This is a genomic window from Pyrinomonadaceae bacterium, from assembly GCA_036277115.1.
Classification (GTDB): domain Bacteria; phylum Acidobacteriota; class Blastocatellia; order Pyrinomonadales; family Pyrinomonadaceae; genus UBA11740.
Genome location: DASUNM010000024.1, coordinates 318,798 through 343,617, shown reverse-complemented (window position 1 = coordinate 343,617; position 24,820 = coordinate 318,798). Strand labels below are relative to the sequence as shown.

At 56.1% G+C, this 24,820-nt stretch carries 21 protein-coding genes; 12 read left to right on the top strand and 9 right to left on the bottom strand.

Annotated elements, in window-relative coordinates; all coding sequences use genetic code 11:
• The first annotated feature begins 6 nt into the window (after positions 1-6).
• Both VFX97_15000 and VFX97_14995 read left to right on the top strand, forming a co-directional pair.
• Positions 7-1,092, top strand: a complete 1,086-nt coding sequence (locus VFX97_15000) for an ABC transporter ATP-binding protein (GenBank protein ID HEX5704506.1) — start codon at positions 7-9, stop codon at positions 1,090-1,092.
• Complete coding sequence (locus VFX97_14995) at positions 1,089-1,913, top strand: ABC transporter permease (protein ID HEX5704505.1); 825 nt, start codon at positions 1,089-1,091, stop codon at positions 1,911-1,913. Before VFX97_15000 ends, VFX97_14995 begins: the two co-directional genes overlap by 4 nt.
• A gap of 88 nt (positions 1,914-2,001) precedes the next feature.
• On the opposite strand, the gene VFX97_14990 is transcribed toward VFX97_14995, so the two are convergent.
• On the bottom strand, positions 2,002-3,057 hold the full coding sequence (locus tag VFX97_14990; GenBank protein HEX5704504.1) for a VWA domain-containing protein: 1,056 nt from the start codon (positions 3,055-3,057) through the stop codon (positions 2,002-2,004).
• Between the two features lie 261 nt (positions 3,058-3,318).
• Here VFX97_14990 and VFX97_14985 point away from each other — a divergent pair, with 261 nt between their 5' ends.
• From VFX97_14985 to VFX97_14960, 6 genes are all read left to right on the top strand, one after another.
• Entirely contained in the window at positions 3,319-4,074 is a 756-nt protein-coding gene (locus tag VFX97_14985; protein HEX5704503.1) for a transglycosylase domain-containing protein, read from the top strand.
• A 259-nt stretch (positions 4,075-4,333) separates the two neighbouring features.
• Positions 4,334-6,358 carry a hypothetical protein gene (locus VFX97_14980; GenBank protein HEX5704502.1) on the top strand — a complete coding sequence of 675 codons (2,025 nt, stop codon included), beginning with the start codon at positions 4,334-4,336 and terminating at the stop codon, positions 6,356-6,358.
• A gap of 354 nt (positions 6,359-6,712) precedes the next feature.
• Complete coding sequence (locus VFX97_14975) at positions 6,713-6,925, top strand: DUF551 domain-containing protein (protein ID HEX5704501.1); 213 nt, start codon at positions 6,713-6,715, stop codon at positions 6,923-6,925.
• Between the two features lie 141 nt (positions 6,926-7,066).
• A complete protein-coding gene (locus tag VFX97_14970; GenBank protein ID HEX5704500.1) occupies positions 7,067-7,462 on the top strand; it encodes a hypothetical protein in 396 nt (131 codons plus the stop codon).
• Between the two features lie 37 nt (positions 7,463-7,499).
• Entirely contained in the window at positions 7,500-7,964 is a 465-nt protein-coding gene (locus VFX97_14965; GenBank protein HEX5704499.1) for an ASCH domain-containing protein, read from the top strand.
• Between the two features lie 93 nt (positions 7,965-8,057).
• Positions 8,058-8,897 (top strand): GNAT family N-acetyltransferase, encoded by an 840-nt coding sequence (locus tag VFX97_14960; GenBank protein HEX5704498.1) that lies wholly within the window; start codon positions 8,058-8,060, stop codon positions 8,895-8,897.
• A 47-nt stretch (positions 8,898-8,944) separates the two neighbouring features.
• On the opposite strand, the gene VFX97_14955 is transcribed toward VFX97_14960, so the two are convergent.
• The 4 genes from VFX97_14955 to VFX97_14940 form a co-directional block, all read right to left on the bottom strand.
• Positions 8,945-10,186, bottom strand: coding sequence for a phosphatase domain-containing protein (locus VFX97_14955; protein ID HEX5704497.1), 1,242 nt, complete (start codon positions 10,184-10,186; stop codon positions 8,945-8,947).
• Positions 10,187-10,389: 203 nt separating this feature from the next.
• Positions 10,390-11,133, bottom strand: coding sequence for a hypothetical protein (locus tag VFX97_14950; GenBank protein ID HEX5704496.1), 744 nt, complete (start codon positions 11,131-11,133; stop codon positions 10,390-10,392).
• A gap of 285 nt (positions 11,134-11,418) precedes the next feature.
• Complete coding sequence (locus tag VFX97_14945; protein ID HEX5704495.1) at positions 11,419-11,670, bottom strand: helix-turn-helix transcriptional regulator; 252 nt, start codon at positions 11,668-11,670, stop codon at positions 11,419-11,421.
• A gap of 74 nt (positions 11,671-11,744) precedes the next feature.
• Positions 11,745-16,874, bottom strand: coding sequence for a protein kinase (locus VFX97_14940; GenBank protein ID HEX5704494.1), 5,130 nt, complete (start codon positions 16,872-16,874; stop codon positions 11,745-11,747).
• A gap of 229 nt (positions 16,875-17,103) precedes the next feature.
• On the opposite strand from VFX97_14940, the gene VFX97_14935 reads away from it, so the two are divergent.
• The 4 genes from VFX97_14935 (at position 17,104) to VFX97_14920 (ending at position 21,079) form a co-directional block, all read left to right on the top strand.
• The gene (locus tag VFX97_14935; GenBank protein HEX5704493.1) at positions 17,104-17,919 is read left to right on the top strand and encodes a hypothetical protein; all 816 of its coding nucleotides are present in this window, start codon (positions 17,104-17,106) and stop codon (positions 17,917-17,919) included.
• A gap of 128 nt (positions 17,920-18,047) precedes the next feature.
• Entirely contained in the window at positions 18,048-18,422 is a 375-nt protein-coding gene (locus VFX97_14930) for a VOC family protein (GenBank protein ID HEX5704492.1), read from the top strand.
• A gap of 363 nt (positions 18,423-18,785) precedes the next feature.
• On the top strand, positions 18,786-20,342 hold the full coding sequence (locus tag VFX97_14925) for a PQQ-binding-like beta-propeller repeat protein (protein HEX5704491.1): 1,557 nt from the start codon (positions 18,786-18,788) through the stop codon (positions 20,340-20,342).
• 257 nt (positions 20,343-20,599) lie between these two features.
• A complete protein-coding gene (locus tag VFX97_14920) occupies positions 20,600-21,079 on the top strand; it encodes a protein tyrosine phosphatase family protein (GenBank protein ID HEX5704490.1) in 480 nt (159 codons plus the stop codon).
• Between the two features lie 226 nt (positions 21,080-21,305).
• On the opposite strand, the gene VFX97_14915 is transcribed toward VFX97_14920, so the two are convergent.
• The 4 genes from VFX97_14915 to VFX97_14900 all read right to left on the bottom strand — a co-directional run bounded on the left by VFX97_14915 (position 21,306) and on the right by VFX97_14900 (position 24,468).
• Positions 21,306-21,824, bottom strand: a complete 519-nt coding sequence (locus VFX97_14915) for a hypothetical protein (GenBank protein HEX5704489.1) — start codon at positions 21,822-21,824, stop codon at positions 21,306-21,308.
• Between the two features lies 1 nt (position 21,825).
• Positions 21,826-22,311, bottom strand: a complete 486-nt coding sequence (locus VFX97_14910; protein HEX5704488.1) for a hypothetical protein — start codon at positions 22,309-22,311, stop codon at positions 21,826-21,828.
• Between the two features lie 243 nt (positions 22,312-22,554).
• Positions 22,555-23,442 (bottom strand): hypothetical protein, encoded by an 888-nt coding sequence (locus VFX97_14905; protein HEX5704487.1) that lies wholly within the window; start codon positions 23,440-23,442, stop codon positions 22,555-22,557.
• Between the two features lie 264 nt (positions 23,443-23,706).
• Positions 23,707-24,468, bottom strand: coding sequence for a hypothetical protein (locus VFX97_14900; GenBank protein HEX5704486.1), 762 nt, complete (start codon positions 24,466-24,468; stop codon positions 23,707-23,709).
• Positions 24,469-24,820: the final 352 nt, after the last annotated feature.

Below are 24,820 nucleotides of genomic sequence, written 5' to 3'. Positions count from 1 at the left end.
CGCTTCATGGCCGACCAAAACCTCGTCACCAGCGATCAAGCGAACGGGCCTGCGAGCCGAAGCGTTGCCCTGTCGGTCGATCACATTTCAAAGACGTATCCGGTCTCGTTCCTGCGTCTGAAGAAAGCTTTAAAACGGAAATTCAAGCCGCCTGTCGAAGCCGTCCGGGATGTTTCATTCGAAGTTCGCGAGGGCGAGATCTTCGGTCTCATCGGACCGAACGGAGCGGGCAAAACGACGCTCACGAAAATGATTGCCACGCTGATTCAACCGACCGAAGGCGAAGTCACCGTCAAAGGTTACGACAGCGTGCGCGACGACCAGGAAGTGCGGCGCAATGTTGGCCTGGCCGGAGCGGAAGAACGAAGCTTCTACTGGCGGCTGACTGCCGAAGAGAACCTGCTCTTCTTTGCGCGGCTGCACGGGCTCAGCGGCGCGCAGGCGAAGAAGCGAATTGCCGAGCTGCTTCAGCTGCTGCAACTGGAGGATGCAACCCGCCGCAGATTCGCTGAACTTTCCACGGGCAATAAACAGCGTCTGTCGGTAGCGCGCGCAATGCTGGCTAATCCGCCGGTGCTTCTGCTGGATGAACCGACGCGTTCGTTGGATCCCTTAGCCGCGGCGCGCGTGCGAAATACCATCAAATCGCTGGCGCAAGACGCCGGCCAGCCGGTCACAGTTTTCCTGACGTCACACAACCTCGCGGAAGTGGAAGAGTTATGCGAACGTGTAGCGATCATTAGCGGCGGACAAATCAAGGCACTCGACACCCCCCAAAACCTGCGCGCCACGCACAGCAACAACGAAAAGGTTTCGCTTACATTTGCGGTCGAAGATGCGATGCAGGTTGAAGCGGCCCTGCGCGAAGCCTTCACCGATCAGCCGTTTACCATTGGACGAAGCGATGTGAAAGACCACTGGACGTTAAGTTTCGTGCGCCAGGCCAATGATGACGTGCTCGACAACGTGCTGCGGCTGCTCCACCAAAGCGGCGCCGTCATCCAGACGGTTCAGTCGGAACGGGCCACCTTGCTTGAGGTGCTTGAAAGTTATGAAGCGCAAGACGCTGTGCAGGAGGAAAAGATCGGATGAACCCCCTTCTCTTCCTGCGCAGGATTTGGGCGTTCATCGTGCGCGACTGGCGTTTGGAACTCAGTTACCGGATGCAGTTCTTTATCCGTGTACTCTCAATTCTCATTCTGGTAACAACCTTCTTCTTCATCTCGAAGATCTTTACGGGCGCCATTGATCCGCGTTTTGCGCAATGGCGCGATCCTCTGGCGGCGTGGCTCACGGGCTTGGCGGTGCTGAACTACTTCATGACGGGCTTCTCCAGCCTCGCGAATGCGATCCGGCAGGAACAGGTCCAGGGAACTTTGGAAAGCGTTCTCATGTCACCGATCAGCCTCCCGACTGTGATCGTCGCCAGTTCAGCCTGGGCTTTTGTGCAGGCGACATTCTTCTCGTCGCTTTACCTTCTGTTTGGCTGGCTGTTTTTTAATGTCCACTATCGCGGAAATTTCCTGCTGGCCCTCGCATTCCTTCTGCTGACTACGGTGGTGCTGTCGTGTCTGGGAATTCTGTCCGCCAGCTTCGCGATGGTGTTCAAGCGCGGCGATCCATTTGGCATCTTTCTCGGGGCCGGCTCGGCGCTCTTCTCCGGCGTCTTTTTTCCCACTCAACTTATCAGCGATTACGCCGGCAGCCTCGCGCATATTTCCCGGATATTGCCTGCCACCTACGGTCTCGACGGCATTCGCCGCGTGCTGATTGAAGGACAGGGGTTCAGCCAAGTACGCGAGCCTTTGATTACTCTGCTCGTTTTTCTAGCGGTGCTGCTTCCGTTGTCGCTTTGGGTTTTCGGCCGCGCCGTCCGGCGGGCTAAACGCGAAGGGAGTCTGATTCAGTACTAATGAGATCTCAGATCTGAAATTTGAAATCTCATTACGCCCTCCCGAACGGTAGGGCTACTGCCTCGAACCAATCTGCCTGAATCCGGGGCTAATTTTTGTGTGCCAATGACGACGTCGAGAAGCTATCTCGGGTCCTCACCACCATGTTCGGATAACGCACCTTCACTTTAATCGCGCGCTCACCGCCAGCGTTCGCTGAGTGCTTTGAGTAGTACCCCAGACTGTAATGCACTCCCAATTCAGAAGTGATCGCTTCGAATGCGGGACCGACCTGACGCAGATCATCGGCGCGATAAAACCGTCCGCCAGTCTCTTCAGCCAGCGTGCGCAAGTATGGTTCGCTGAGCGCATAGCCCTTCAAGAGACGCTCGCGCACTTTGCGTCGCGCCTTCTCATCTTTTATCCGGCTTAATCGTTCCGGCAGTTGCGGCAGGGTGTTGTATTGGACCGTGTAGACCAGAATGTCCTGCTCGGCGATGCCTTCGAGCGTAGCTTTCATCGTCACGCGACTGTCCTGATCGACGCCATCAGTCATTAACACGATCGCTTTGCGGCCGGGAATTTGGGCCATTCGTTTGAGCGCAAAATCGACAGTGTCGTAGAGCACCGTGCCGTCGGTCACCGCGGGAATGTGCAGTTTGCCACGACGAATCACGGCGACTCGTTCAGGCTGAGTCAGCACGTTCACTTTTCCGTCGAAAGTAATCGCCATCAGCAGGTCGTTCATGCGCAGGCGGCCCACGAAGGTATTTGCAGCTTCGCGAATCTGCGTGAGCTGAAACTGCGTCGAGCCACTGACATCCAATAACAACGCCACCGTGAAAGGCTTTTCGACGGAAGCAAAGTAAGCCACTTCCTGTTCGACACCGTCTTCGTAAATCTTAAAGTCTTCCTGCCGCAGGTTGCCGATGTAGCGGCCGTTGCGATCCATCACCACCGCGGGCACTGTAATCAGACTCGTGCTGACCTTCGCGACGCTACCTTTTCCGACTTCCTCCGCCTGTGAAACTTTCTCGTTTGCGTCTGATGAGGTGATTGGCCGCGTATTCGTACCGCGCAAGACTGGTGGTTGTCGTTGTTCCTGCGCGAGGGTAACTGCGCAGCAGCTTAAGGAAAGAATGGCTATCGAAATTGGTCTGATCATATGTTGGTCCAGAGAGGAGGCCTCAGTTCCGCTACTTCACCGTGAATTAGTTAAAAACGACGAAACAAGGCCGTATTTCAGGGCGTACGGCTGGCGGGGTGTTTCCCCTCTCCGCTCGCGGAGAGGGTGCAGGGGGAGAGGTTAGCGCGCCGCAACCCCAACCCAACCCTCTCCGCTCGCGGAGGGGGCCAAAAAAGTCGTCGCTCTGGACGTTTGCACGCGCTTTACCGCTTTCCCTTTCAGCTTTACTCTCTTATTCAAATGTGGCGGCTCATCAGATATATCACTTACGCCGTAGTCGGCATCCTCGTCGGCGGTCTCATCTTTCAATTAGTCGTCGTGCCAAGTTTCTCAGAGCTCGCTACGCAGAACCCCGCGACCTCTTCACTGATCGAAGCGCGCAATCGAGAAGCACGCCGCAAAGGTGCTGAGCCGAAGCGTTTCCAGGTCTGGGTCCCGCTCGAACGGATCTCACCGCACTTGCAGCGCGCGGTAATCGCCGGCGAGGACTCGAACTTTGCGACGCATAACGGATTCGATTACGAAGCGATTCAACGCGCCTGGGAGCACGCCCAAAAAGAAGCGGACAAAGAGGCGAAGCAGACCGGCGAGAATGATTCGTGGCTGCCGAACCTGCCTGACTTCAAACGCGGCGCCTCGACCATCTCGCAGCAACTCGTGAAAAACCTCTATCTCTCGAGCGAGCGCTCGTTCATGCGCAAAGGTCAGGAAGCCGTCATCACTTATTTCATGGAACGTAATCTTCCCAAGAAGCGCATCCTTGAGGTCTATCTAAACGTGATTGAATGGGGTGATGGGATTTACGGCGCCGAAGCTGCTTCTCAATATTATTTTCATAAGCCGGCGGCGAACCTTAACGCGCGCGAGGCCGCTTTTCTATCCGCGATGATTCCGAATCCGCGCACGGTCTTTAACCCGCAAGTTAATCCAAAGCGCGTTGCGCGCCGGCAACGCATCATCATGCGAGGAATGCCCAGCGTAAAAATGCCTGCGTGATTCGAGGTGATTAAGCGACTCGCTCAAGTTTAGCAATCAGATAAACCACCAGCGTCGCTTGACGAACATCCCTGCAACAGTGAAATACTTAGCGACTCCCCGCATCCCCGAATTTTAGTTAGCACGAATGTAGCCCCCTTTATAGGCAACCAGACATACATAGCCGGCGGAACGAATTCGGCGCTTGGGTTAAAGATATGGCACGCAGCCGATTCTGAAACTTCCCGCGCGCCAAGGGCCGTCACAGGAGTTATAGACATTGCAACATACACCTCGCAAAGACGTCGCTCTATGCGCCGTCGTGCTCTTCACCACGCTTCTACTTACTCCGGCCGCCGCCGCGCAGCCAGGCATCGAACACCTGGACAGCCGCGAGGCATTCAACGCCGCTTCCTCCGGCCTCTCGACAATAGACTTCGGCTCGGTCGCGCCCGCGAAGGGATTCGGCAAATATCGGCCGGAAGAAGGTCTGACCACGGGCGGCGTGACCTTCCGCGCGCGCGGCGGCGCACGGTTCGGGCCGGGCCTCATCTACGTCATTAGCACGCATTACGGCAGCATGAACCCGATGCACAACACGGGCTTGCTTCCCCAGCTCGCCTGGGCTGCGCCGAACCAGCCCGGCAACGCTTACCTGGACGTGACGCTCCCGTCCGGTACGACGGCTGTGGGCGGTGACCTCTGGACGCAGCAGCCTTACGTCTCGACCATCGAAGTCACGGCCACAACCTCGGACGGGCAGACGCAGACGGTCGTCGTCAACACGCGAAACCGGCCCGCCGCATCCTTCGTTGGCTTCATCTCAGACAAGTCAATCGTATCGATCAGCTTCCGTCCCCCGAAGGGAGTGTCGGGTTTGCTACTCGACAACCTCACGTACGGTCGCAAGGCCGAGGGCCGGAGCGTGCGCGCGTCCACACCGGCTGCTGCGCAGACAACTACATCGTCTCCAATCGGCGCGCAGCCTCCCGCTGCGCAGACGAGTCCACCGGCCGAGCCGGTAACGTTGTCTGCTGCCAATGAGTCGCCCGTTTCACCGAGCGCAACGCCAACGCCCACCGGCCGCCCGCGGGAACAGACTGCGTCTAATAACGCGACAGCTCGCGGCACCATTGCATACATCCGCGGCGGCACTGAGATTCGCCTGATAGAGTCGGATGGCACTAACGACCGGCGGCTTTGGACGCACGAGTTTGCTAAAGAAGGTTCGGCTATCCACGGTCTCGCGTGGCGCCCCGACGGCAAGGAACTCGCCTTCTCAAGTAGCCACCTCAACGTCGCCTCGCTTTACCACGCAGACATCTACGGCGTTGGTCCCGACGGCAAAGGCTTCCGCAAGATCACCAATGCGCCCGACCACAGCGAACTCTCGCGCTATCCGAAAGGAGCTGTCAGTGTCACGGTGCGAAACGAACAGCCGCTCTTCAAGCAGTCGCGCGCGACAACGGGCGTATTCTTCGTTTATGTCGTCGGGGCCGACGAGCCGCAGCCAGTCACGATCCCGCCGGGCTCCTCAAAGACCCTACTGTTTAAGAACGTGGCCGACTACGGCGACCACGCGCAGGCGGTCGTCGCGATGTACGGTCAGTACCGATGGTTCATCCCGGGCGTGGACGTGAAGGCCGGGCGGACGATCAAGTCTCCCGACTTCGGCATCAGTGGTGACGGCTATGAACTCTACGGCGCGTTTCGCCCCACCTGGCGCAGCGACGGCTCGCGCCTGAGCTTCCGCAACGGCTTGTGCCTCGTCAACACCGTACCCGCCAAGCCCAATCCCGGTGAGTTCGTCTACCAGCCGCTATTTTCGGGCAAGCACCCCGATGGCGCGTGCTCATGGGACTGGGGCCCAACTCCTGCGCTCGCCGACCAGATCATCTATAGCGCGAACTCCGACGGCGAAGGCTCGAGCATCCACCGCGTGAAGGAAGGTGGTGCTCACCCCGGCAATAAAGTCCACCCGTTCAGTGAACTCGACCTGCAGCTTGTCACAGATCTGCGCTGGCTGCCTGACGGCTCCGGCTTCCTCTACTCATTCCCCGACCTCGCCTACGAGTTCGGTAACATCTTCCGCTATGACCTCGGGACTAAGCGCGCCACTCAATTGACAAAGTTCGAGGGTGACTACGCGCGGGCCTTCGACATCTCGCCCGACGGGGCATGGGTCGTCTTCGAGCGCGCGAAGAAGTGGGACGATGACAAGGACGTTGACCTCTGGATCATGCGAACCGACGGGAGCGAACCGCGCCTGCTTGTGCGCGGCGGCCTCGCACCATCGTGGCGTTGACGGCCAGATTTAGTAGCCTTGATTAGTTCTGCACACGAGTAAAATCCAAGTGATCTCAGGTAGGGCGAAACGGGTTCTGGTCTACACAACTTCGTTATTAACTGCGCCCATGCCGATCATGCCTTTCGAAAAGGGCACGCGTGAGTTTGCCCTTGCGGTTGTCGCATGCGGCGTAGTTTTATCCCTGTCGAGTTTCTATGTAGTGAGCGGTGAGAAAAGGCTTCAATCCCGAAGCCTACTGGGTAAGAAGTTACTGGCTGCGGCAACCATGACACTCTTGTTTGGGCTGTCTATGACTGTCGGCGCAATAATTTATCTTATCCAGTATTAAAGCTGCCTGGTAACAGTCTAACTATGGCATGGATAAAAGTAGCCGACTCGGTGCCACCCGAGAACGAACTCGTCTTGATCTACGATAACCGGAACAACAAGATGGAGATTGGACGCACCATTGACGGCAAATGGTATGTCGAAGATACGGCGGATGGTCAGCTGCGAGAAATTGCAGAAGTCACCCATTGGAGCTGGGTCCTCGATTCCGAAACGTATGACAGCGCAGAGGATTAGCGGGGTCAATGCCATAGCGCCCAACAACTCATGGGGCGGGAGCGGCTGGTTTGATAATTTCGAAATTCGAATTGCGAAATTCGAAATTCTATTGTGGAACACCCTGCAAGATGAGTTCGTAGGTCCTTGAAAGGGGCACAAATGCGAGATTTGACCATTAGTTTGGAGAATCGTCCCGGAGCTTTAGCCGAAATGGGTGAGGCATTGGGAGCGGCCGGCGTGAGCGTCGAGGGCGGTGGGGCTTGGGTCAGCGACGGCCAGGCGATTGCGCATTTTCTGTTTGCAGACGGGGCAGCGGCCCGGAGAGCTCTCGAAGAAAAAGGGATTGAAGTTCTTTCGGACCGCGAGGTTTTGGTACAAAAACTCAAACAGGATCAGCCCGGACAATTAGGAAAACTTTCGCGGCTGATGGCAGAAGCCGGCGTCAATATCGAGGTCATCTACAGCGATCATCAAAATCAACTCATCCTTGTCGTTGATGATCTGGCAAAAGGTCGCGCGATTTCTGAGGCGTGGAAACGAAATGCGAATCTATAACGGCGCTCTGGTTTATAGATTCGTTTGAGGCGAGCGAATGGACGCCCGAGTACACGATTACTGGCAACGATTTCTCTCCACGCGCGAGGATGCGGCCGACCTTCAATCGCGCGGATACGTAGTGGATACCTTTGGCGACAGTCCGGAAATGGCCAGTGAACTCGCCTCGCTAATTGTGGCCGGGGTAAAGACCGCGACGTGCTGGAGCGTTTGGGAGTGGGACGATACGGCCAACCCGATGCCTCGGGAAGGACTGCTTACGGTCGTGGTCGACGGAGCAGGTGCGCCAAGATGCATCATTGAGACGGTCAGCGTCGAAACGGCTACATTCGAGGCCGTGAACGCCGAGTTCGCCTACGCGGAAGGCGAGGGCGACCGCTCACTCGAGTATTGGCGGCGCGTGCATTGGGACTACTTCTCGCGAGTATTACCAAAACTCGGACACGAGCCATCGTTAACCATGCCGGTCGTGTGCGAACACTTCCGTGTGCTGTACCGGTAGGTGTGCGGTACCAGCCGATCGAGTTGAGATCTTAAGGCGGACTTCGCCCTGATTACGAGCGGTCAACTCAACCCTTAGAGCGCTAAGCGACTTATGTCTCCTGACGTGCGCATCGGCTATCTAGTAGATCATCCGGAGGCATTGCCTACTCTGGAACGGTTGTTTGAAAGCGAGTGGACCACGTACTACGGCACTGCCGGCCCAGGCGACGCACACAGGGACCTCGTAGCTTATTCAAACCGCGATCAACTACCAGTCGGACTGGTTGCGTTTTTGGGCTCTGAGCCATGTGGTGTCGCTGCGCTCAAAGCCGATTCAATCTCTACCCACAAGCATCTCACTCCGTGGATCGGTGGCGGCATGGTGGCGCCGCAGTTCCGGCGTCACGGCATCGGCGCGCGGCTCGTATCCGCCCTTGAAGATGTCGCCCGCAATCTCGGCTTTACCACTGTGTACTCGGGCACAAGCACTGCGAATAGCCTGCTGATCCGGGAAGGCTGGCAGCTCATGGAAGTGGTCCAATACGACGGTGAGGCGGTCTCGGTTTATGAAAAGGCGCTCTCACACCCCGGAGGAATGACAATGTCTAACCATCACATTTTCGCGATGAAATTTGCGAAGGTCTATCCGCTGTATGTGCAAAAAGCGGAACGTAAGAATCGTACGAAAGAAGAAGTTGACCAAATCATCTGCTGGTTGACTGGCTATGACCAAGCGGGTCTAGAGCAGCAAATCGAACAAGAAAATAACTTTGAGACGTTTTTCGCGCAAGCGCCGGAGATTCATCCAAATACTTCGCTCATCAAAGGCGTGGTGTGTGGTGTGCGCGTGGAAGAAATAGAAGATCCGCTGATGCAAAAAGTACGCTATTTAGACAAGCTGATTGATGAGCTCGCCAAAGGAAAAGCGATGGAAAAGATTCTCCGGCAGTAAGTCGTTAAACCGGACTCGCCATCAGCGAGCCTTCGGAAGTCGTTGCGTCAACTCCGGGGGCAAGCCGGATTCCGTACGTATTCCTCTTTGTGATGCTCCTGCATCTTTTCCAACAGTTTTTCGAAATGCTTGTCGTCAACGCAGACGATGGGGTTAACCGGGATCACGGTCATCCCCGTCAGCCTGAAGTTATTTACGGCGTTATCGTTGATGAGGTCTCGAATCCGGATTTCCTGAACCTGGGCCGGCCGTTTCTTTCTGATTTCGTTGTAGACCTCCGGGTCAATTTCTCCTGAGTCTCCGACCAGGATGAATTTTCTCTCGGGAAATCTGTTCATCAGTTCGGTGATCTCGCTGAGCTTGTGTCTATAAGTCACCTCCAATGAGCTCCCCAGAAACTTCATGAGATTATTCGTCGATTCCAGCGAAGGATGGGTCGAGAAAAATTTCAGATGAAACGTCCCTTCCGGAAAGGCGCCCGGACCAGTGATCAGAAAATCATAGAGCGGCCCAAACAACTGCTCGGGTCCGCCCGAAACGTAGTGGACGGGAATATCGCCGAGCGCTTTGTACGCCGCGGCCATGTCGGGGACCACGACGCTTTTGAAATCAAGACAGAAAGTATTGTGTAAGACCGTGTCCTTACCAGCAGGGACTTCGGTTGCCTTGATCGTATCGTCGATGTCAGAGATGAGGGAGATTCCATTTGGATCAGATTCGATTAACCTGACTCGTCCCAAACCGGTATGGTCCTGCGACACGGCGCGAAAGGTTAACCAGCCATTGGGTGATTTCTGTTGTTCGAGCAACCGCTTCGCCTCGTCGTCAGTCAGCACCAAATCAAGTCTGACGATTCCATCAGACGAGCTCCTGGTGAACTCATAGGCTCTGTCCTCAGGATCAGAGTCGAACTTCACCAGAACCCTTTCCGAGGTTTTGTTGTCATCGACAAAGTCGGCTGAGCGCGATCGAACCGTAGTCACTTCGGCGTCGTTGCATTTGGCGGCCAGTTTCAGGAGCTTAACCACGCCCTCTGCCCGATGTTCCCGGTCTTCATGAACCCAACCACGTAATTGCGCATTCCAGTTCGTGCCGGCCCGGTAGCCGTAAGTTGGATAGAAGGTGACCTCTTTTTCCGTTTGCACTTGCAGCCTGGCCGGCGCGGCCGGCTTCAATGACTCCGCCGGCGTGAGGTTTGGCGTTGGTGATGGCCCACCGTTACCACACCAACCGGAAATCAGCGCGGCCATGAAAATGACAAGAGACGCCAGGTGAGTATGTAATCTCATCGATGACCTTCTTTCGGAAAACCAAAGGGCCTCACGGTTATATTCAGTCAGGAAGAGCGGCTTGCCGCCGCTTGAACATTAGGCGGGGCAAGCACGGGGTCCCCAACCGACATCTCGGCTGGGGTGGAGTCCACATTCATGACATTTACCTTCAGATGGCTGACTAGACGCCTAATTGAGATGACTTAGTCCGCAGGAATATTTCACACCCACTGCGTAATCCACGTGGCGAACGCGAGCCAGGCTTGCGTGCCACCGATGACCATTCGCAGCGGGTGCGAGATCACGATGAGCGCGCCGCCTACCAAAGTCGCTCGATGCGGCTTTCCGCGGGTGATGATGTCGAAGATGAGCAACGGCAGGATGAAAAGATCGCTGACGCCAAAAAAGACCAACGGTCCGCCGGTTTCGATGAACCTGAACGGCAGCCGCGCCACCGCGGCCGGAAGGATGGCGATCGTCGACAGTAACATCAATCTTTTGTGAGTGTCGGCGCGCCGTCGAAAATACAATGCGGCGCCGACCAGAATCCCGAACAACAGCATGTCGCCCAGCGGTATCGTCAGGAACGCCAGCGGATTTACGTCAGGAATGGGTGACGGTCCCTTGGCGCGCACGAGTGATGTGTACACGCCAATAATAAACATGAGACCCGCCAGCACGCCTCCCGCGATTCCTAAACGCATGTGGATTCGCGTGCGCTTCGCCGCAACGAGCGTCGTCTGCGTCAAGAACAGAATGATCCAGGAAGAGAAGATAATTCCGTGCGCGATCAACAGCGGGAGTAGGGGTTGCGTCTGAAAATACGGTCGCAGAAAAAACGTCCGCGAGAAGCCGGCAAAGACTGTGATCAGAAATAGAACCGACATCGCCGTGTAGAAGATCCGTTCGGCGCGTCTCTTATCGATTGAGGTCCGGGTGTTAAAGACTTCGGCGCGTGCAGCCATTCTTCTTTTCTCCTCTAAACTCCTGACTATGCCCAGCTCAATCCGTGCTTCGACAACGGGAGCGAACGGATTGCTTGCCTTTCTGTGGCTGCTTCTTTAACTCAGGCGAACGAGAAATTCAATAGCAAAACCCGCTGCGAGCGTACCTGTGCTCCCGGAGGTTGGAGCAGCATAGAGCGAGGCCTTCTATGAATCTGCGTTTGTCATCCCAAGGCATTCGCTTCCGCTCGTTGAGACAATTTCAACGTCTCCGCGCTTGTGAACTTTTGGTACCCGTCCCAGGCTTTACGGCAACTTCGCAGGCAGATCCAATTCATCATCAATCAACACATCAACCGGGACCCCCGCCACACGCGCGTAACGTAAGAGGATCAGCAAGGGCGGCTCGCTTTGACCGATCTCATATTCTGAAATGTATGAACGTGTGATGGCGTCTTCAACGTCCAATCGCCTAAGCATCTCGCTCTGCGATAAGCCAAGACTCGCCCGGACCTGGCGTAGCTTTTCCGCCAGCCGCTTCGGTTTGTTTGCTTCCATTTTTCGCCTCCAACGAAAGAGATTCGCTAGACATTTCCAGCACCAGATGCGGGCAGGATGCCCGCGCTCCCGGGCTACGGAATTGTTCGATCGGTGCCGCGAATTAGATCTCTAAAGCGCGGATCGGAACGGAGGTTCTCAAGATGAGGATCGACGCGGACAAACGTGAAGCCGACGGCGTGTTCCTGCTCAGCCTGCGCCAGCCACTCAAATCCTTTATCGCGGTCTCCTAACAACGAGTAAATGATCGCAATCTCATATGCCGTCACCCATTGCTCGTCGCGTTTCGCAATAATCTCTTCGAGAATCCGGCGCGCTTCTTCCTGATGACCGGTCGCCGCCAGCACGTGAGCTCGTTTCGCGCGCGTCGTGGGACTGTCGCCGGCAAAACTGCGTTCCTGTTCATATGCCGCCAAAGCTTCGGCGACCATTCCCTTCCGCTCATAAGCCCAACGCAGCACGGTGTGCGCGGCCACGGCGCCGGGATCGAGTTCGAGCGCCTTGCGACACTGGGCAATCGTGTCGTCGAAACGACCGGCGAGAAACAACACGTTGGCCAGCGCCGTCGCGATCACCGCCGACTGTGGCGTTATCTCTCGGGCGCGTTCAACCTCGCGGTAAGCTTCGTCGTGCCGCCCCATCGCCGACAAACTGTACGCATACCACCGATGCGAAACCTGGTTGCGCGGATTCAACACAATGGCTTTTTGAAGTTCGCGTTCCGCGCCTTCCCAGTCTCGGTCGAAATGCAGCCGGACAAAGCCGAGCGACGCGTGCGCTTCCGCCAGATTCGGATCCGCTCTGACTGCGCTTAAGGCCGCGTGCTTCGCGCGTTGCCACGCGTGGGCCGGTGGCGGCTCGACGTACCAGTTCAGCAACGCGTAGCAATCAGCCAACTCAGCATAAGCGACGGCGTAATCCGGTTTGAGTTCGACTGCGCGCTCGAGCCTCTGAATCGCTTGCCGCAGGCCTTCGGCGGTGCGGCGAGTCGCGTAGTAGCGGCCCGCAGTAAAAAGCTGGCGCGCTTCTTCGTCTTCGCCGGGTGATGTTTCCGGAGCGGGCGTGGCCACTGCCGATGTTTCCAATGAACGCGCCGCGGCGGCGCCTTTCGCGCGTCGCGCAATGACCGTTTGCTCGCTGAGGGATGTTTGCGGCGCCGGGTTCCTGGTCTTGCTGAGCAAGTCTTCGAAGACCGGATCGCCGCGCACAACGTCCCACGCCGGTTCCACTCCGATCCAACACAACCAGCCGTCGTTGACACTATGCGCTTCTTGCAGCAGGGCGAGGGCCTTGTCGTATTCGCCCAGGTGCACATGGACTAGTGCGGTGTGATACGGCGATACATATGCCCGCGCCGACATCTCTTTCAACCGACGCAACGCCGCGCGCGCATCATCGACGCGACCCGCGGCCGCATATGACTGGCCGAGGCCCGAGACGAAAAATTGTCCGCCGCCGGATACCTGCAAAGCTTTCTCGGAGACTGCGACGGCCTCAGCCGCGCGACCGGCGGCGCGCAAGGCCCACGCGTAAGTCGCCACTCCAACCGAAAAATCCGGGGCGACCTCGAGCAAGTTTTCATGCGTGGCAATCGCTTCTTCGTATCGACGCGACTGGTAATAACACCAGCCCGTCGCCTGCACCACGCTCGGCGACAGCGGATCGAGTTCGCGCGCACGCAGAATTTCGCGCAGCGCGTCATCGAACCGCCCGGTCATGGTCAAATGAAAGCTGTACCAGTGATGCCCCGTGGCGTAATTCGGATTAATTTCGATGGCGCGGCGGTGATGCGCTTCAGCGACTGACCAGTCAAAGTCGTGCGCAATCGTGGCAAACCCGAGCGCGCTGTAGGCTTCCGCAGCTGACGGATCGAGATCGACGGCCTTTTGCGCTGCCTCCTTCGCCGCGGCTGTACATTCGTCGAACGACTTTACGCCGAACACGCCGAGCCAGTTGTAGTAGTCGGCGATGCCGGTGTACGCGAGCGCATAGTTAGGATCGAGCTTGATGGCGTGGTGGTAGCATTCAATCGCGCGCGCCAACCCTGATTCGGTGTACGTGTTCCAGTGATAACGGCCGCGCAGATACCATTCAAACGCTTTCGGATTTACGGTGCCGCGTTTCGAAAGCTGCACGCGATCGTCGCCAGTCAGTTGCGGCAACAGCGCTTTCGTCACGCGCTCAGAGATCGAATCTTCGATTTGCAGCACGTCCTTCGATTCTTCATCGAACTGATCGGCCCAGCTGGTGACGCCTTCGGCAACGTTCATCAGTTGCGCCGTCACGCGCAAGCGCTCGCCGACGCGACGCAGACTTCCATCGATAACGTATTCGACGTGCAGATCGCGACCGGCTACCAGCGGGTCAACCGCGACGCCGCGATAGCGCATGACGCTGCTCGTCGGCCGCACAACCAATCTCCGCACGTTGCTCAGACGGGTGATGAGCGCGTCAGCCAAACCTATGCCTAGATACTCGTCGCCCGTGTTTTCAGTCGGTTGCGTCAGAATTTTGAACGGCAACACCGCGATGGACTCCTGCCCGAGGTGCGTTTCAATCGGCAGCGTCGGCAGCGTCGCGAGGCGGTGATTCAACTTCCGCAGCAATGCGTCGAACCGCGGATGGCCGTGCAGACGGTCCAACTCAGGATCGACCGCGGCATAAAGGACCCAGGCGTCTTTGATTTCTACCGCGCGCTCCAGCATTTCAAGGGCGGCTTCAGTGCGACCCAGCGCGCTATGAACCAGCGCGAGGTGATAAGGCGAGATAAAGCGACGCCCGGCAACTTCACCCATCTCTTTCAGAATGGCTTCCGCTTGCTCGATCTGTCCGGCTTCGGCGTAGGCGGTGGCGAGGCGCCCCAGCGTGCGCGACGCTTTTCCTACTGACGCGACGCAGCGCTCTGCGTTGGCAATCGCTTGTTCGTGCTGGCCCTGGGCGCTCAACATGAAGCTGGCCATGTAGACCAACATCAGGTTGTCCGGGTCTGCGGTCAGATACTCACGGCACAGCTCAAGTGCGGCTTCGAATTGACGGGCGTGGTAGAGACACCAAACCCGGCAAAAGCGCGTGATGATTGAAAAGGGGTCAAGCAAAGCTGCCGCCTGCGCTTCGCGCGAGGCCTCAGTGAAACGCCCTTCCATGGCCAGTTGAAACGCATACCAGGTGCGCGCCGGGGCATAGTTCGGATTCAGTTCAATAGCCCGGAAGAGTTGCCGTTCGGCTCCGTCCCACGCAAAGTCGCGACAAAGCTTCGCCTGGCCCAGGGCGCAGTGAGCTTCGGGAAGGAGCGGGTCGATGGCCACCGCCGTCGCGGCTGCCTCATAGGCGGCGATGCCACACTCATTCGAAGGCAGGACAGAATAGATTCCGAGCCAGTTGTAATACTCCGCGATAGCGGCGTGCGCAACGGCGTAATCCGGATCGATGGCCGTTGCCTGGTGATAACAAACGATTGCCTTCGCGAATCCTTCTTCCGTGAACTTGTTCCAGTAAGAACGACCGCGCAGATACGCCTCGTGCGCCTGTGGATCATTCGTGCCGCGCTTGGCCAGTTTCAACTTCTCGTCCGCGCTCAGGTGCGGCAAGATGGCTTCAGCGACGTGCGAAGAGATCGTGTCTTCCAGCGCCAGCACGTCTGTGAAGTTCTCGTCGAACTGACCGGCCCACGCGGTAGTGCCGTCATTGACGTCCAACAACTGCAAAGTCACGCGAATGCGCTCTCCGGAGTGACGCACGCGCCCGTCGAGCACGAATGCGACGCCAAGTTCCCTTCCCGCCTGCAACGGATCAGCTTCCGCGCTGTAACGAAGGACGCTGCTCGTCGGACGCACCGCAAATCTTTGAATTGTGCTTAACCGCGTAATCAGCGCGTCCGTGAGTCCCGCACCGAGGTAGTCAGAGCCTGAGTCGGAGCCACCGGGTACCTCGATCAACTTCAAAGGCAGAACCGCGAGCGCCGTGTCGGACGAAGCCGGACTCGGCCTCATCTGACTCGCATACGGCGCGTCGGGAAGACTGGAAAGCGGCCGGCCCTCCAAAAACGAAGTGACGTCTTCCCCCAACTGCTCGGCGGACGGGTAACGCCACTGCGGTTCTTTCCGCAACGCACGCGACACGATGTCTTCCAGGACACCCGACAGGTCGCGACGCAAAATCTCGACGGTTGCTCCGCGCGCGAGATAAACGTTCTCGAGCGTCGTCGCCTCATTCCCTGAAGGCAGCAGATCGTGCGGACGCGTGATGATGATGCTCAGCGGCGCGGGCGGCTCTTCACAAATCACGCGCGCAATCTCATGCGGCGCGCGATTGAACAAACGATAGGGCCGATGACCACTCAGTAATTCATAAAGCAGAACGCCAAGCGAATAAACGTCGGTCGACGGCGTGATCGGCGCGCCCTGCACTTGCTCCGGCGAAGCGTATTCCGGCGTCATCAAGCGCATCGCCGTGGCGGTTGGATCGTGAGTGATGTCGCCGGCCAGCTCCGGATTCAAAAGCTTCGCAATACCAAAGTCGAGCAGCTTCGGCACGCCGTCGTTTGTCACCAACACATTCGAAGGCTTGATGTCGCGATGGACGACCTGTTTCTGATGGGCGTAATGAACGGCGTCGCAGACCGCGCTAAACAGCTTCAGGCGTTCGCTTATGCTCAGCTTCCGGTTGTCGCAGTATTGGTAGAGGGGCTGGCCGCCTTCGATGAACTCCATGACGAAGTAAGGCAGTCCGTCGTCGGTCGTGCCGCCATCCAGAAGCCGCGCGATGTTTGAATGGTCCAGGGCGGCGAGAATCTGTCGCTCTTTGCGAAAGCGCCGCAGGATAAAATCGGTGTCCATGCCACGCTTGACCAGCTTGATTGCCACGCGCCGCGTGAATTCTTTGTCCACGCGCACGGCTTCATAAACCGCACCCATGCCGCCGCGGCCGATCTCGCGCACAATCTCATACGCGCCGAGCCGTTTCCCGATTAAAGGATCGACATCTTCACCGAAAGGATCGAAACGCTTTGCTTTGATTTCTTCGGGCACGAGGTCTTCGAACGAGTAATCGCCGGTTTCATGACTGGCGAGCAGACTGACAACTTCCTCGTGCAGGGTGGAATCGGCGCCGCAAGCGTCAGACAGATACGTGGCGCGTCTTTCCACAGGCAGATCGAGCGCGGTCTGGAAAATGTCTTCAACTTGTCGCCAGCGTTCGGGGGTCATAACTCACCAGTGGCAAGCGTTTACGAACTTCGATTGTTTGGGAGAACCCGTTAGATTCGAGGATGCACGCCTCACAACAAATTTCGACGCAAACTGGGTTTCGCAATCCTAGACGACGAGCAGAAAAAGATCAACGCAACTAATCGGCAAGTTTTTGGATTTGCGCCGTCAGCAACATTGGGTTTAGAAAAGTAACGCTCGCAGAATTCAATTCACCGATCGGAGAGATATGTCCCGCTCAATAAAAATCCTTTGCCTTTTCGTTCTGCTCTTTTCGGGCCTCGTCTCAGGCTGCAAAACAACCGTCAGGAACGGCAACGTAAATACATATCCCGTTGGCGCAAACTCAAACGCTTCGACTGTTTCATCGGGCAAGCCCGATAAGGACGGTCTAATTCATTCGGGGACCGGCGTCGAGAAAGAAAAGCCCGCCGCCGGCACCGCGAATGTGCAGGGGAAGGTCCTGTTCAATGGCAAGCCCGCGCCTGATATCGAGGTGAAGTTATGCGAGAAGTTCAATCGTTACCTGGGCGGGTGTCAGGGCCGGACGTTCACCACAAAAACCGGTGACAACGGCGAATATTTGATTAAGAACGTGCCGCCCGGGCTGTACGAAGGATTGACGGCCAAGGTGTTCGACACTCCGTACTACGTCTTTGCGACGTCAGGCATCATCACCGCAGCCAAGTACCAACTGGAAGCCGACCAGACGTTCTTTGCGCCCGATTCAAATCTCTTCAAGAGTGATTTGAAAGTTGCTAATCCAAAAGCCGGTGCGAAAGTAAGGCCGGACAACATCGAAGTGAAGTGGGCGGACTATCCCGACGCGGCGTACTACAAGTTCAGCATTCACGGTGACAGCGCGAGCGGTGCGGAAACGAATTATGACTACATTAACAAACGCGTCGATGGGACATCGTATGCTTTGGACAAGCCACTCGCGCCCGGGTCGTATCGCGTGATCGTCACCGCATTCAACGGCAACGACATCAAACTGGCGGAAAGCGCAAACGACCTGAAGTTCACGGTCACAGCTGGAAAATGAGTGGAGTAAGCGGCCTTATTTGTGATCACGAAGTTGCTCCAGCACCGCGACGAATCGAGAAGAAAATTGTAATCGCGACACGATGTACTCCGGCTCGTCATCAGGTATCAATAATGCGGAGGTGTTTCATGTTAACGACGAGCAAGGCTTTTTCGAGTTTCTCAGTTGATGATCTTTCGAAAGCGAAGGATTTCTACGGCCAGACATTAGGGGTGAAAGTATCTGAGTCCGACGAAGGGCTGGAACTGAAACCGTCAGGCGACGCCAGCGTGTTTCTTTATCCCAAACCAAACCACAAGCCTGCGACGTTTACGGTGCTGAATTTCATGGTGGATGACATTGAAGCCGCCGTCGACGAACTTAAGAAAAGCGGCGTAACTTTTGAGCAGTATGAAGGCGAAATTAAGACGGATGAAAAGGGCATTCATCGTAACGGCGGTCCGACAATCGCCTGGTTCAAAGATCCCGCGGGCAACATCCTGTCGGTGATTGAAAACGAGTAGCCCGTATTGCAACCCGAAGGGTTGACAGAAAGTAGCCGGAGGTCGGAGCGAAGTGGAGACCTCCGGATCGGCGCGTTCGTTAGTTGCACCCTGTAGGGGTGCCAGTTAAATCCGCGAATTCTTGCATCCCTTCAGGATGCCCAAATCACTCGGGCGCGGTTCCGGTGGTCTTCGACCACCGGCTACTATCTATCAGCCCTCCGGGCTGAAGAAGTAGTCCAACCTTAAAGGAACCTTTGAGTCAAAGCATGCCCACCCACTATTGATTTTCTTTAAGTTGAACTAAAATCCCGCCGTCTCTTCATTGTTGTTTCTCTGGATCCGAATCGCCTGGGCTCAAGCCCGTCAGAATTAACAACAGCCATGCCAACAAACAAACTATTCGCCGGCTTAATCAGCGCCGCCGTTGCTTCGCTGCTCGTCTTAACACACTCGTCTGCCGCAAAGCCCACGCTACTTTCCAAAGCGGCCACTGAGTGGTCTCAATTTCGGGGACCGAATGGTACCGGTGTCGCCGAAACTACCGGGCTGCCCGTCGAGTTCGGACCAACAAAGAACGTCCTGTGGAAGACTAATTTGCCGCCGGGTCATTCGTCACCTGTGCTTACGCGCGACCGAATCTTTCTCACGGCTTACAGCAAAATTCCCACGGCCACCGCCAACCGGCGGGCCCATGCCTTCCAGGCGAGTCCGATTGAAAAGGAGAATTACAAACTCCTGGTGATCGCACTCGACCGCAAAAGCGGAAAAATTGTTTGGCAGCGCGAGGTGCCGCGCGCGAGTAAAGGCCGTTTGCAGAACGTGAATAATCCGGCTTCGCCCAGTCCGGTCACTGACGGCGCCAATGTGTATGTTTTCTTCCAGGAATTCGGTCTCATCTCTTACGACCGTGCGGGCAAAGAGCGTTGGAAGCTGCCGCTGGGGCCTTTCAGCATGTTCTACGGTTTCGGCGCTTCCCCGATTCTGGCTGACGACAAGATCGTCCTGCCTGTCGATCAGGATAATCCCGTCTCATACCTAATCGCGGTCGACAAAAACACCGGCAAAGTAAGTTGGAAAGTTGACCGGCCAGGCGTCATCTCGGGTTACTCAACGCCAATCGTCTACCAACCCAAACAAGGTGCGAAGCAGATCATCGTCCCTGAATCATTTCAGCTCTCAGCTTATTCAGTAGCCGACGGCAAACGAGTCTGGTGGGTTAAGGGTCTGGCGTGCGAAATGAAATCGATTGCCAGCCATGATGCCGAATATCTCTACATCAACGGCTGGGGCTTTCCGCAGAACCAGCAAGGTCAGCAGATCAAAACCATTTCTTTCGACGAGGCCCTGCCTATTTACGATAAGAACAAAGACCGGGAAATCGCCAAGTCTGAAATCTCCGGAACTGAAAAAATGGACCGGATGTTGAGCAATGCTTTCGAGGCGTTCGACATGGATCGTGATGAGAGGCTGAATGCACGCGATTGGGAAGTATTTCGCGCGATGATGGCTTCTGAAAATGGTCTGCTCTCGATCAAGATGGGCGGCGAAGGGGATCAAACCGCGACGGCCGTCCGCTGGCATTACTACAAACCGGTGCCCCAGGTTCCTTCGACGCTGCTCTACAAGGGCGTGCTTTACATGATTAACGACAGCGGCATCCTGCTGACTTTCGATCCGGCGAACGGCAACGTGATCAAGCAGGGCCGGTTGATGGGAGCGATTGATAAATACTTCGCGTCCCCGGTCGCAGCTGACGATAAAGTTTTCGTCATCGGCCAGGGCGGTCAGGTTTCAGTTCTGAAAGCCGGCGGCGAATGGGAAGTCTTGAAGATTAACGAGATGGACGATGAAGTTTACGCCACGCCGGCGATTGCCGATGGCAGAATCTACATCCGCACGAGAAGCGCGTTGTATAGTTTCGGGAAGAACTCATCTTAGGTTCGAGGCAAATCTTTGCACAAAAGAGGCAGTGAGAGCGGGGGCAAGCCCGCCTTCCTGACCTTGAGCTGATTAGATCTGAGATTAAGATCACCGATAAAATAGCTTTCAACGAGACGGATTCGCGCAAGGTTTAGAAGTCTCAGGGTCGGGAAGGCGGGCTTGCCCCCGCTCTTTCGTAATGTCTGACACTTTTGCCAAGCTTCGCTCAACAAATGATTAGGAAAACTATTCTTTTCTTGCTCCTCCTCTCAGCGATGCCAATCGCAGCGCAGCAGGAAACTCCTCCCATCAGGAATTTTGTGCGAGTCAACAAAGAATTCTGCACGGGGGGCCAGCCGCGACTGGAACATCTGCAGCAACTAAAGGACGAAGGCGTTAAGTCGATTATCAACCTGCGTGTCGCGAGCGAGCATCGGGCAGCCGAAGAGGAATCCAAAGCCAAAGAACTCGGCCTGCGATATTTCAACATTCCGGTCGTCTTTGGTGAACCGAAGGATGAACAAGTCGCCGAGTTCCTGAAAATCACCGACGACCCGGAGAATCGTCCGGCGTTTATTCACTGCACATCAGCGATTCGCGTGGGCGCCTTTTGGCTGATCCGCCGGGTGCTGCGCGATGGTTGGACGGTTGAAGCGGCCGAGGAGGAAGCGAAGAAGATTGGCTTAAAAGAAAGTCCTCACCTGAACGAATTCGCCCGCCGCTACATCGAGCGAAATAAGAAGCCAGGATCCTGATACGCTTGATTCGGGCGTGTCCCATTGAGGAGTCTCGTCCCAAAAACTCTGTGGTTCTCTGTGTGACCTCCGTGCCTCTCTGTGGTGGGTTTTAAGCTTTTCACCACAGAGACACAGAAAACCACAGAAGTTCGCACAGAGAATGCTTTCTTCCACAGACTCCTTTAGAGATTGAATAACGATTACGAGACAAACGCGCAGCACCGATTAAGAGTCCCGCCGCTGTTCACTCACCACACCCGAAATTAATCTTCTTTCGCAAACTCCCTTTCTGTCCGACGATTCTCGCGATGAGCTCGACCGGATGACAACCGGTGTCGTAGAGCCAAAACGCGGCGAAGAACTTGTAGTCCGAGCCAATGTTGATCGTCATCGTCTTGCTGAAGAAGGCCGGCTTGCCATGATCGCTTCGGTCAGCGATTCGATACCGCGCGGTTAACTGCACCTTGCGGTTTCGCGGAAGCCACCCCTCGCCTTCCGATCGGATTTCAACGACGACGAGCATCGATTCCGAGGCGCCTTCGCGCGAAGCTCCCTCGATCGTCGTGTTCCACAAGTTCACCTGATTGGTAAAGACATCGGGAGAGAACTTGCCGGTGTTCTCGAAGAACAGCATCGCCTGCATGTTTGCGAGCCGCAGCGTCTGCGGCCGTCTCGGTGTTTCGCCTGATTGCGCGTAGCTGCTGGCGGACAGGATCCAGACGAGGCCCGCTATCAACACGCTGCGATTTATCAGCTTTACCATCTCAACAATCCGACCCGCCGACGGCTTGAACAATTCGCACCCTGCTGCCTCTTCGCAAAGTAATCTTCATTTTGCTCGTATGCTCAACGGCACCCGCCGGCGGCGTGTACTCTTCAACTTCGACAGTGATGCGAACACCACGGTAACGATAGAAGTAACCACGAACTTTTCGATTTGCACCGACGCCAGATTTGAATTGGAGCAGGCGCACGTCGCGCCCGTTCAGATTCATCCACGCATGACTGCCATCACCGCGTGAAAGAAAAACGTAATTGGCAGTCGTCGACTCCGAGTCCGCGGCTTTGTAGAAATAAAGATTGCCGCAGCCAACCATCAAGCCCGTCGCCGGATAGTCCTTTATGGTTCCGACACGAGGCAATGACATCTGAGCCTGTGCTTGGGCGCCAACGGAAAACAGGCAAACGAATACGGCGCTGAGAATGACAGCCATGTGTTGGGGTCGCAGTTTGATGTTGGAGGATGTCATGAAGCTAATGACGCATCTCGACCAAGAAGTTGCGAATTGTGCCCTGTATATTGCGGAGCGTAAAGCGAACTCGCGGCTCTGCCGCCGCACATTGCGGTAAGCCTCTGGCTTACCGGCCAGCTGGACACAAGAAACCTACGCCCTGAGGCTCAGCCTCAGGGCGTCATACTTTCAAAGGTCAAAGCCGGAAAGGCAGAGCCATTCCGCAATGTGCTGCGGCCTAGCCGCATAAGGTCTCGGCCTTCACTCAATCCTAATAATCTTGATCTGCAGCATGCGGCTCCAACGCCGCTCGGTCATTTGCCTGCGCACGTCGGACATGACGCTGAACACGATTGTTCGTTCGCCAGACGTCTCGTGAAGTTTTTCCAGTTCTGGAAAATCGGACAGATTTAGCCAGTCGATCCCCGCCGAGTAGTGAAATTCAATATGCAATGGCGGCACCAAACGCAATTCAATCTCTTTGTCGCCGCGAACGACCGCGCGATACGTCCGCCCGGCCTCCACGGTTCCCTCATACGGCTCGATAACGTGCTGCACGTCTTCAAGGCGACGAACCTCAAACAGATAGCGAAAGTATCCGAAGTACTTACCCGGATCCCGCAGCGTGCCGACTGCCGTAACTATCGCCCTGCCCCCGTATTCGCGCAACAGCATCTTTGAAAGATTTGGATCCTGGCTGTTGAGCCACCCAGTCGCGATTTCATGCCGAAACTTCGTACGGCAGCCGATGCCGTTTAAGTACGAAAATTCATGGCCCTGTTGCCACGTGGCCTTGATACGTACTGCCCTACCGAAAAACTGTTGCGGCTGTCCGACGATGTCACAGAAGTCGACGTCGCGAACGGTTTCGAGAGGCGCGATATCTTCAAAGCGAAAGATTTCAAACTTCAGGGCCGGACCTTCACCCCGAGTCGGATCCCGCATAGCTCCCACGACGGTGATCTTTGCGCGACCGTCGAATTCGCGTGACTGCACTCTTGAGACATTCCATTTGATCGCGTCGTTCTGTGCATCGGAAAAAATCGTACCAAGTCTTTCAATGTATTCGGCGCGGCAGTGAATGCCATCCAGATACTGGTTTTGCCCGACAATCTCCCAGTTGGCGGTGATGCGAACTGTCTGGTTCATAAAGCGATACGGCTGCTTGATTAACTTGCAAAAATCGACCGTGCGGAGTGTTCCGGGATTGGAGATTGGCCGCCAGTTGGATCCGGTTTAGTCTGAGCTGTCAGCGCAGGGTTGAAGGCAGACATCTTCAGGAGGAAGGCAAAAATAATGAGCTTCGCGATAAGAGTCGCGCGGCGTGTTGGCATGTCCTCTGAACGCGCAATGCTGAGGTGACTTGCGATGATTAGCCGATCGGATTTGTGTCACGCAAGCAAATCCGGATTCCTATTCAATCAGAAGAATTTTCAGCCGGAATGTGCGGTTCCAGCGATTTGGCTCGACTGGGTTGAGCTTGTCTTCCATCACCCTGAAAATAATTTGCTTTTCACTTTGTGCGCTCAGTCGCTGCAGCAAGGGGAATTCCGTCAGATTTATCCATTCCAAACTTACGGCGTGATGGGGCGGAATGCGCACCGGGGACATTAGCGCCAGACCTGAAGTCTCGTCCGACTTCACTCTTCCGCGGTACGTAATGCCCTTTTGCAAACTGTCAGAGTAGCTCACGATCCTCTCCGTCACATCGTCGCGGATATCTTCAAAGCGAATAATGTCGAATCGGTAGCGATACCAGGCGAACGAACGGCGTGACTGATTGCGCAAACGGCCCACCACGGTGACGCGCGGCTGGGGGCCGAATTTGCCCGACCTGATCTTTCTGACCTCGGTGTTGATGAGTTTCGTGTGTGTCTCGTCCCGTGGTTCGAACCCAACGCCAATCGAGTCGTCGTGGCTCCGCACACAAAGGACGTTATTCAAGTTCGATCCTTCGACACCAAGCTGGTATGCAGCGGTAATGCGGATTGTCCGGTCAAAATAGAGCTCCGGATGTGTGACCATTTCACAGAAATCCACCGTTGGAACTTCTCCGGTCGCTGAAGATTGTTTGGGGGTCGGCTGAGGCTGGGGTTGAGCTTTTGACGATGAATGGATGGCCAGAAACAAGGCCAGGATCAGGATGTTCCGGAGGAGCTTCGAACACAGCAGCATGTTCTCTGAACGTGCATTCGGATAGGACTTGCAGCTGGAAGAAGCCCAACCCCTCAGCGTGCGGAGCACGCGACAGCATTAAGCCTGGGGTGGAGCGACAGCGGAACCCCAAGTAAGCGCCCGAACAAACCGTCAGTCCGCGACGCGGGCGGCAGACCTAGCCTGCGCGGCTCTGCCGCCGCACAGTGCGGTAAGCCTCCGGCTTACCGGTCAGTTGCCCATCAATTACGACCTGAGGCTCAGCCTCAGGTCGAGTTCAGGAAAGGTGAGCGCCGGAAAGGCATAGCCTTTCCGCCATGTGCTGCGGCGAAGCCGCGAACCTTTGCGCGAAATTGCATCCCATTGTATCGTC

Excerpts from the sequence above, each read along its gene's own strand:
- VFX97_15000 (HEX5704506.1), top strand. The coding sequence starts at position 7 with ATGGCCGACCAAAACCTCGTCACCAGCGATCAAGCGAACGGGCCTGCG.
- VFX97_14995 (HEX5704505.1), top strand. The coding sequence starts at position 1,089 with ATGAACCCCCTTCTCTTCCTGCGCAGGATTTGGGCGTTCATCGTGCGC.
- VFX97_14990 (HEX5704504.1), bottom strand. The coding sequence starts at position 3,057 with ATGATCAGACCAATTTCGATAGCCATTCTTTCCTTAAGCTGCTGCGCA.
- VFX97_14985 (HEX5704503.1), top strand. The coding sequence starts at position 3,319 with ATGTGGCGGCTCATCAGATATATCACTTACGCCGTAGTCGGCATCCTC.
- VFX97_14975 (HEX5704501.1), top strand. The coding sequence starts at position 6,713 with ATGGCATGGATAAAAGTAGCCGACTCGGTGCCACCCGAGAACGAACTC.
- VFX97_14970 (HEX5704500.1), top strand. The coding sequence starts at position 7,067 with ATGCGAGATTTGACCATTAGTTTGGAGAATCGTCCCGGAGCTTTAGCC.
- VFX97_14965 (HEX5704499.1), top strand. The coding sequence starts at position 7,500 with ATGGACGCCCGAGTACACGATTACTGGCAACGATTTCTCTCCACGCGC.
- VFX97_14960 (HEX5704498.1), top strand. The coding sequence starts at position 8,058 with ATGTCTCCTGACGTGCGCATCGGCTATCTAGTAGATCATCCGGAGGCA.
- VFX97_14955 (HEX5704497.1), bottom strand. The coding sequence starts at position 10,186 with ATGAGATTACATACTCACCTGGCGTCTCTTGTCATTTTCATGGCCGCG.
- VFX97_14950 (HEX5704496.1), bottom strand. The coding sequence starts at position 11,133 with ATGGCTGCACGCGCCGAAGTCTTTAACACCCGGACCTCAATCGATAAG.
- VFX97_14945 (HEX5704495.1), bottom strand. The coding sequence starts at position 11,670 with ATGGAAGCAAACAAACCGAAGCGGCTGGCGGAAAAGCTACGCCAGGTC.
- VFX97_14940 (HEX5704494.1), bottom strand. The coding sequence starts at position 16,874 with ATGACCCCCGAACGCTGGCGACAAGTTGAAGACATTTTCCAGACCGCG.
- VFX97_14935 (HEX5704493.1), top strand. The coding sequence starts at position 17,104 with ATGTCCCGCTCAATAAAAATCCTTTGCCTTTTCGTTCTGCTCTTTTCG.
- VFX97_14930 (HEX5704492.1), top strand. The coding sequence starts at position 18,048 with ATGTTAACGACGAGCAAGGCTTTTTCGAGTTTCTCAGTTGATGATCTT.
- VFX97_14925 (HEX5704491.1), top strand. The coding sequence starts at position 18,786 with ATGCCAACAAACAAACTATTCGCCGGCTTAATCAGCGCCGCCGTTGCT.
- VFX97_14920 (HEX5704490.1), top strand. The coding sequence starts at position 20,600 with ATGCCAATCGCAGCGCAGCAGGAAACTCCTCCCATCAGGAATTTTGTG.
- VFX97_14915 (HEX5704489.1), bottom strand. The coding sequence starts at position 21,824 with ATGGTAAAGCTGATAAATCGCAGCGTGTTGATAGCGGGCCTCGTCTGG.
- VFX97_14910 (HEX5704488.1), bottom strand. The coding sequence starts at position 22,311 with ATGACATCCTCCAACATCAAACTGCGACCCCAACACATGGCTGTCATT.
- VFX97_14905 (HEX5704487.1), bottom strand. The coding sequence starts at position 23,442 with ATGAACCAGACAGTTCGCATCACCGCCAACTGGGAGATTGTCGGGCAA.
- VFX97_14900 (HEX5704486.1), bottom strand. The coding sequence starts at position 24,468 with ATGCTGCTGTGTTCGAAGCTCCTCCGGAACATCCTGATCCTGGCCTTG.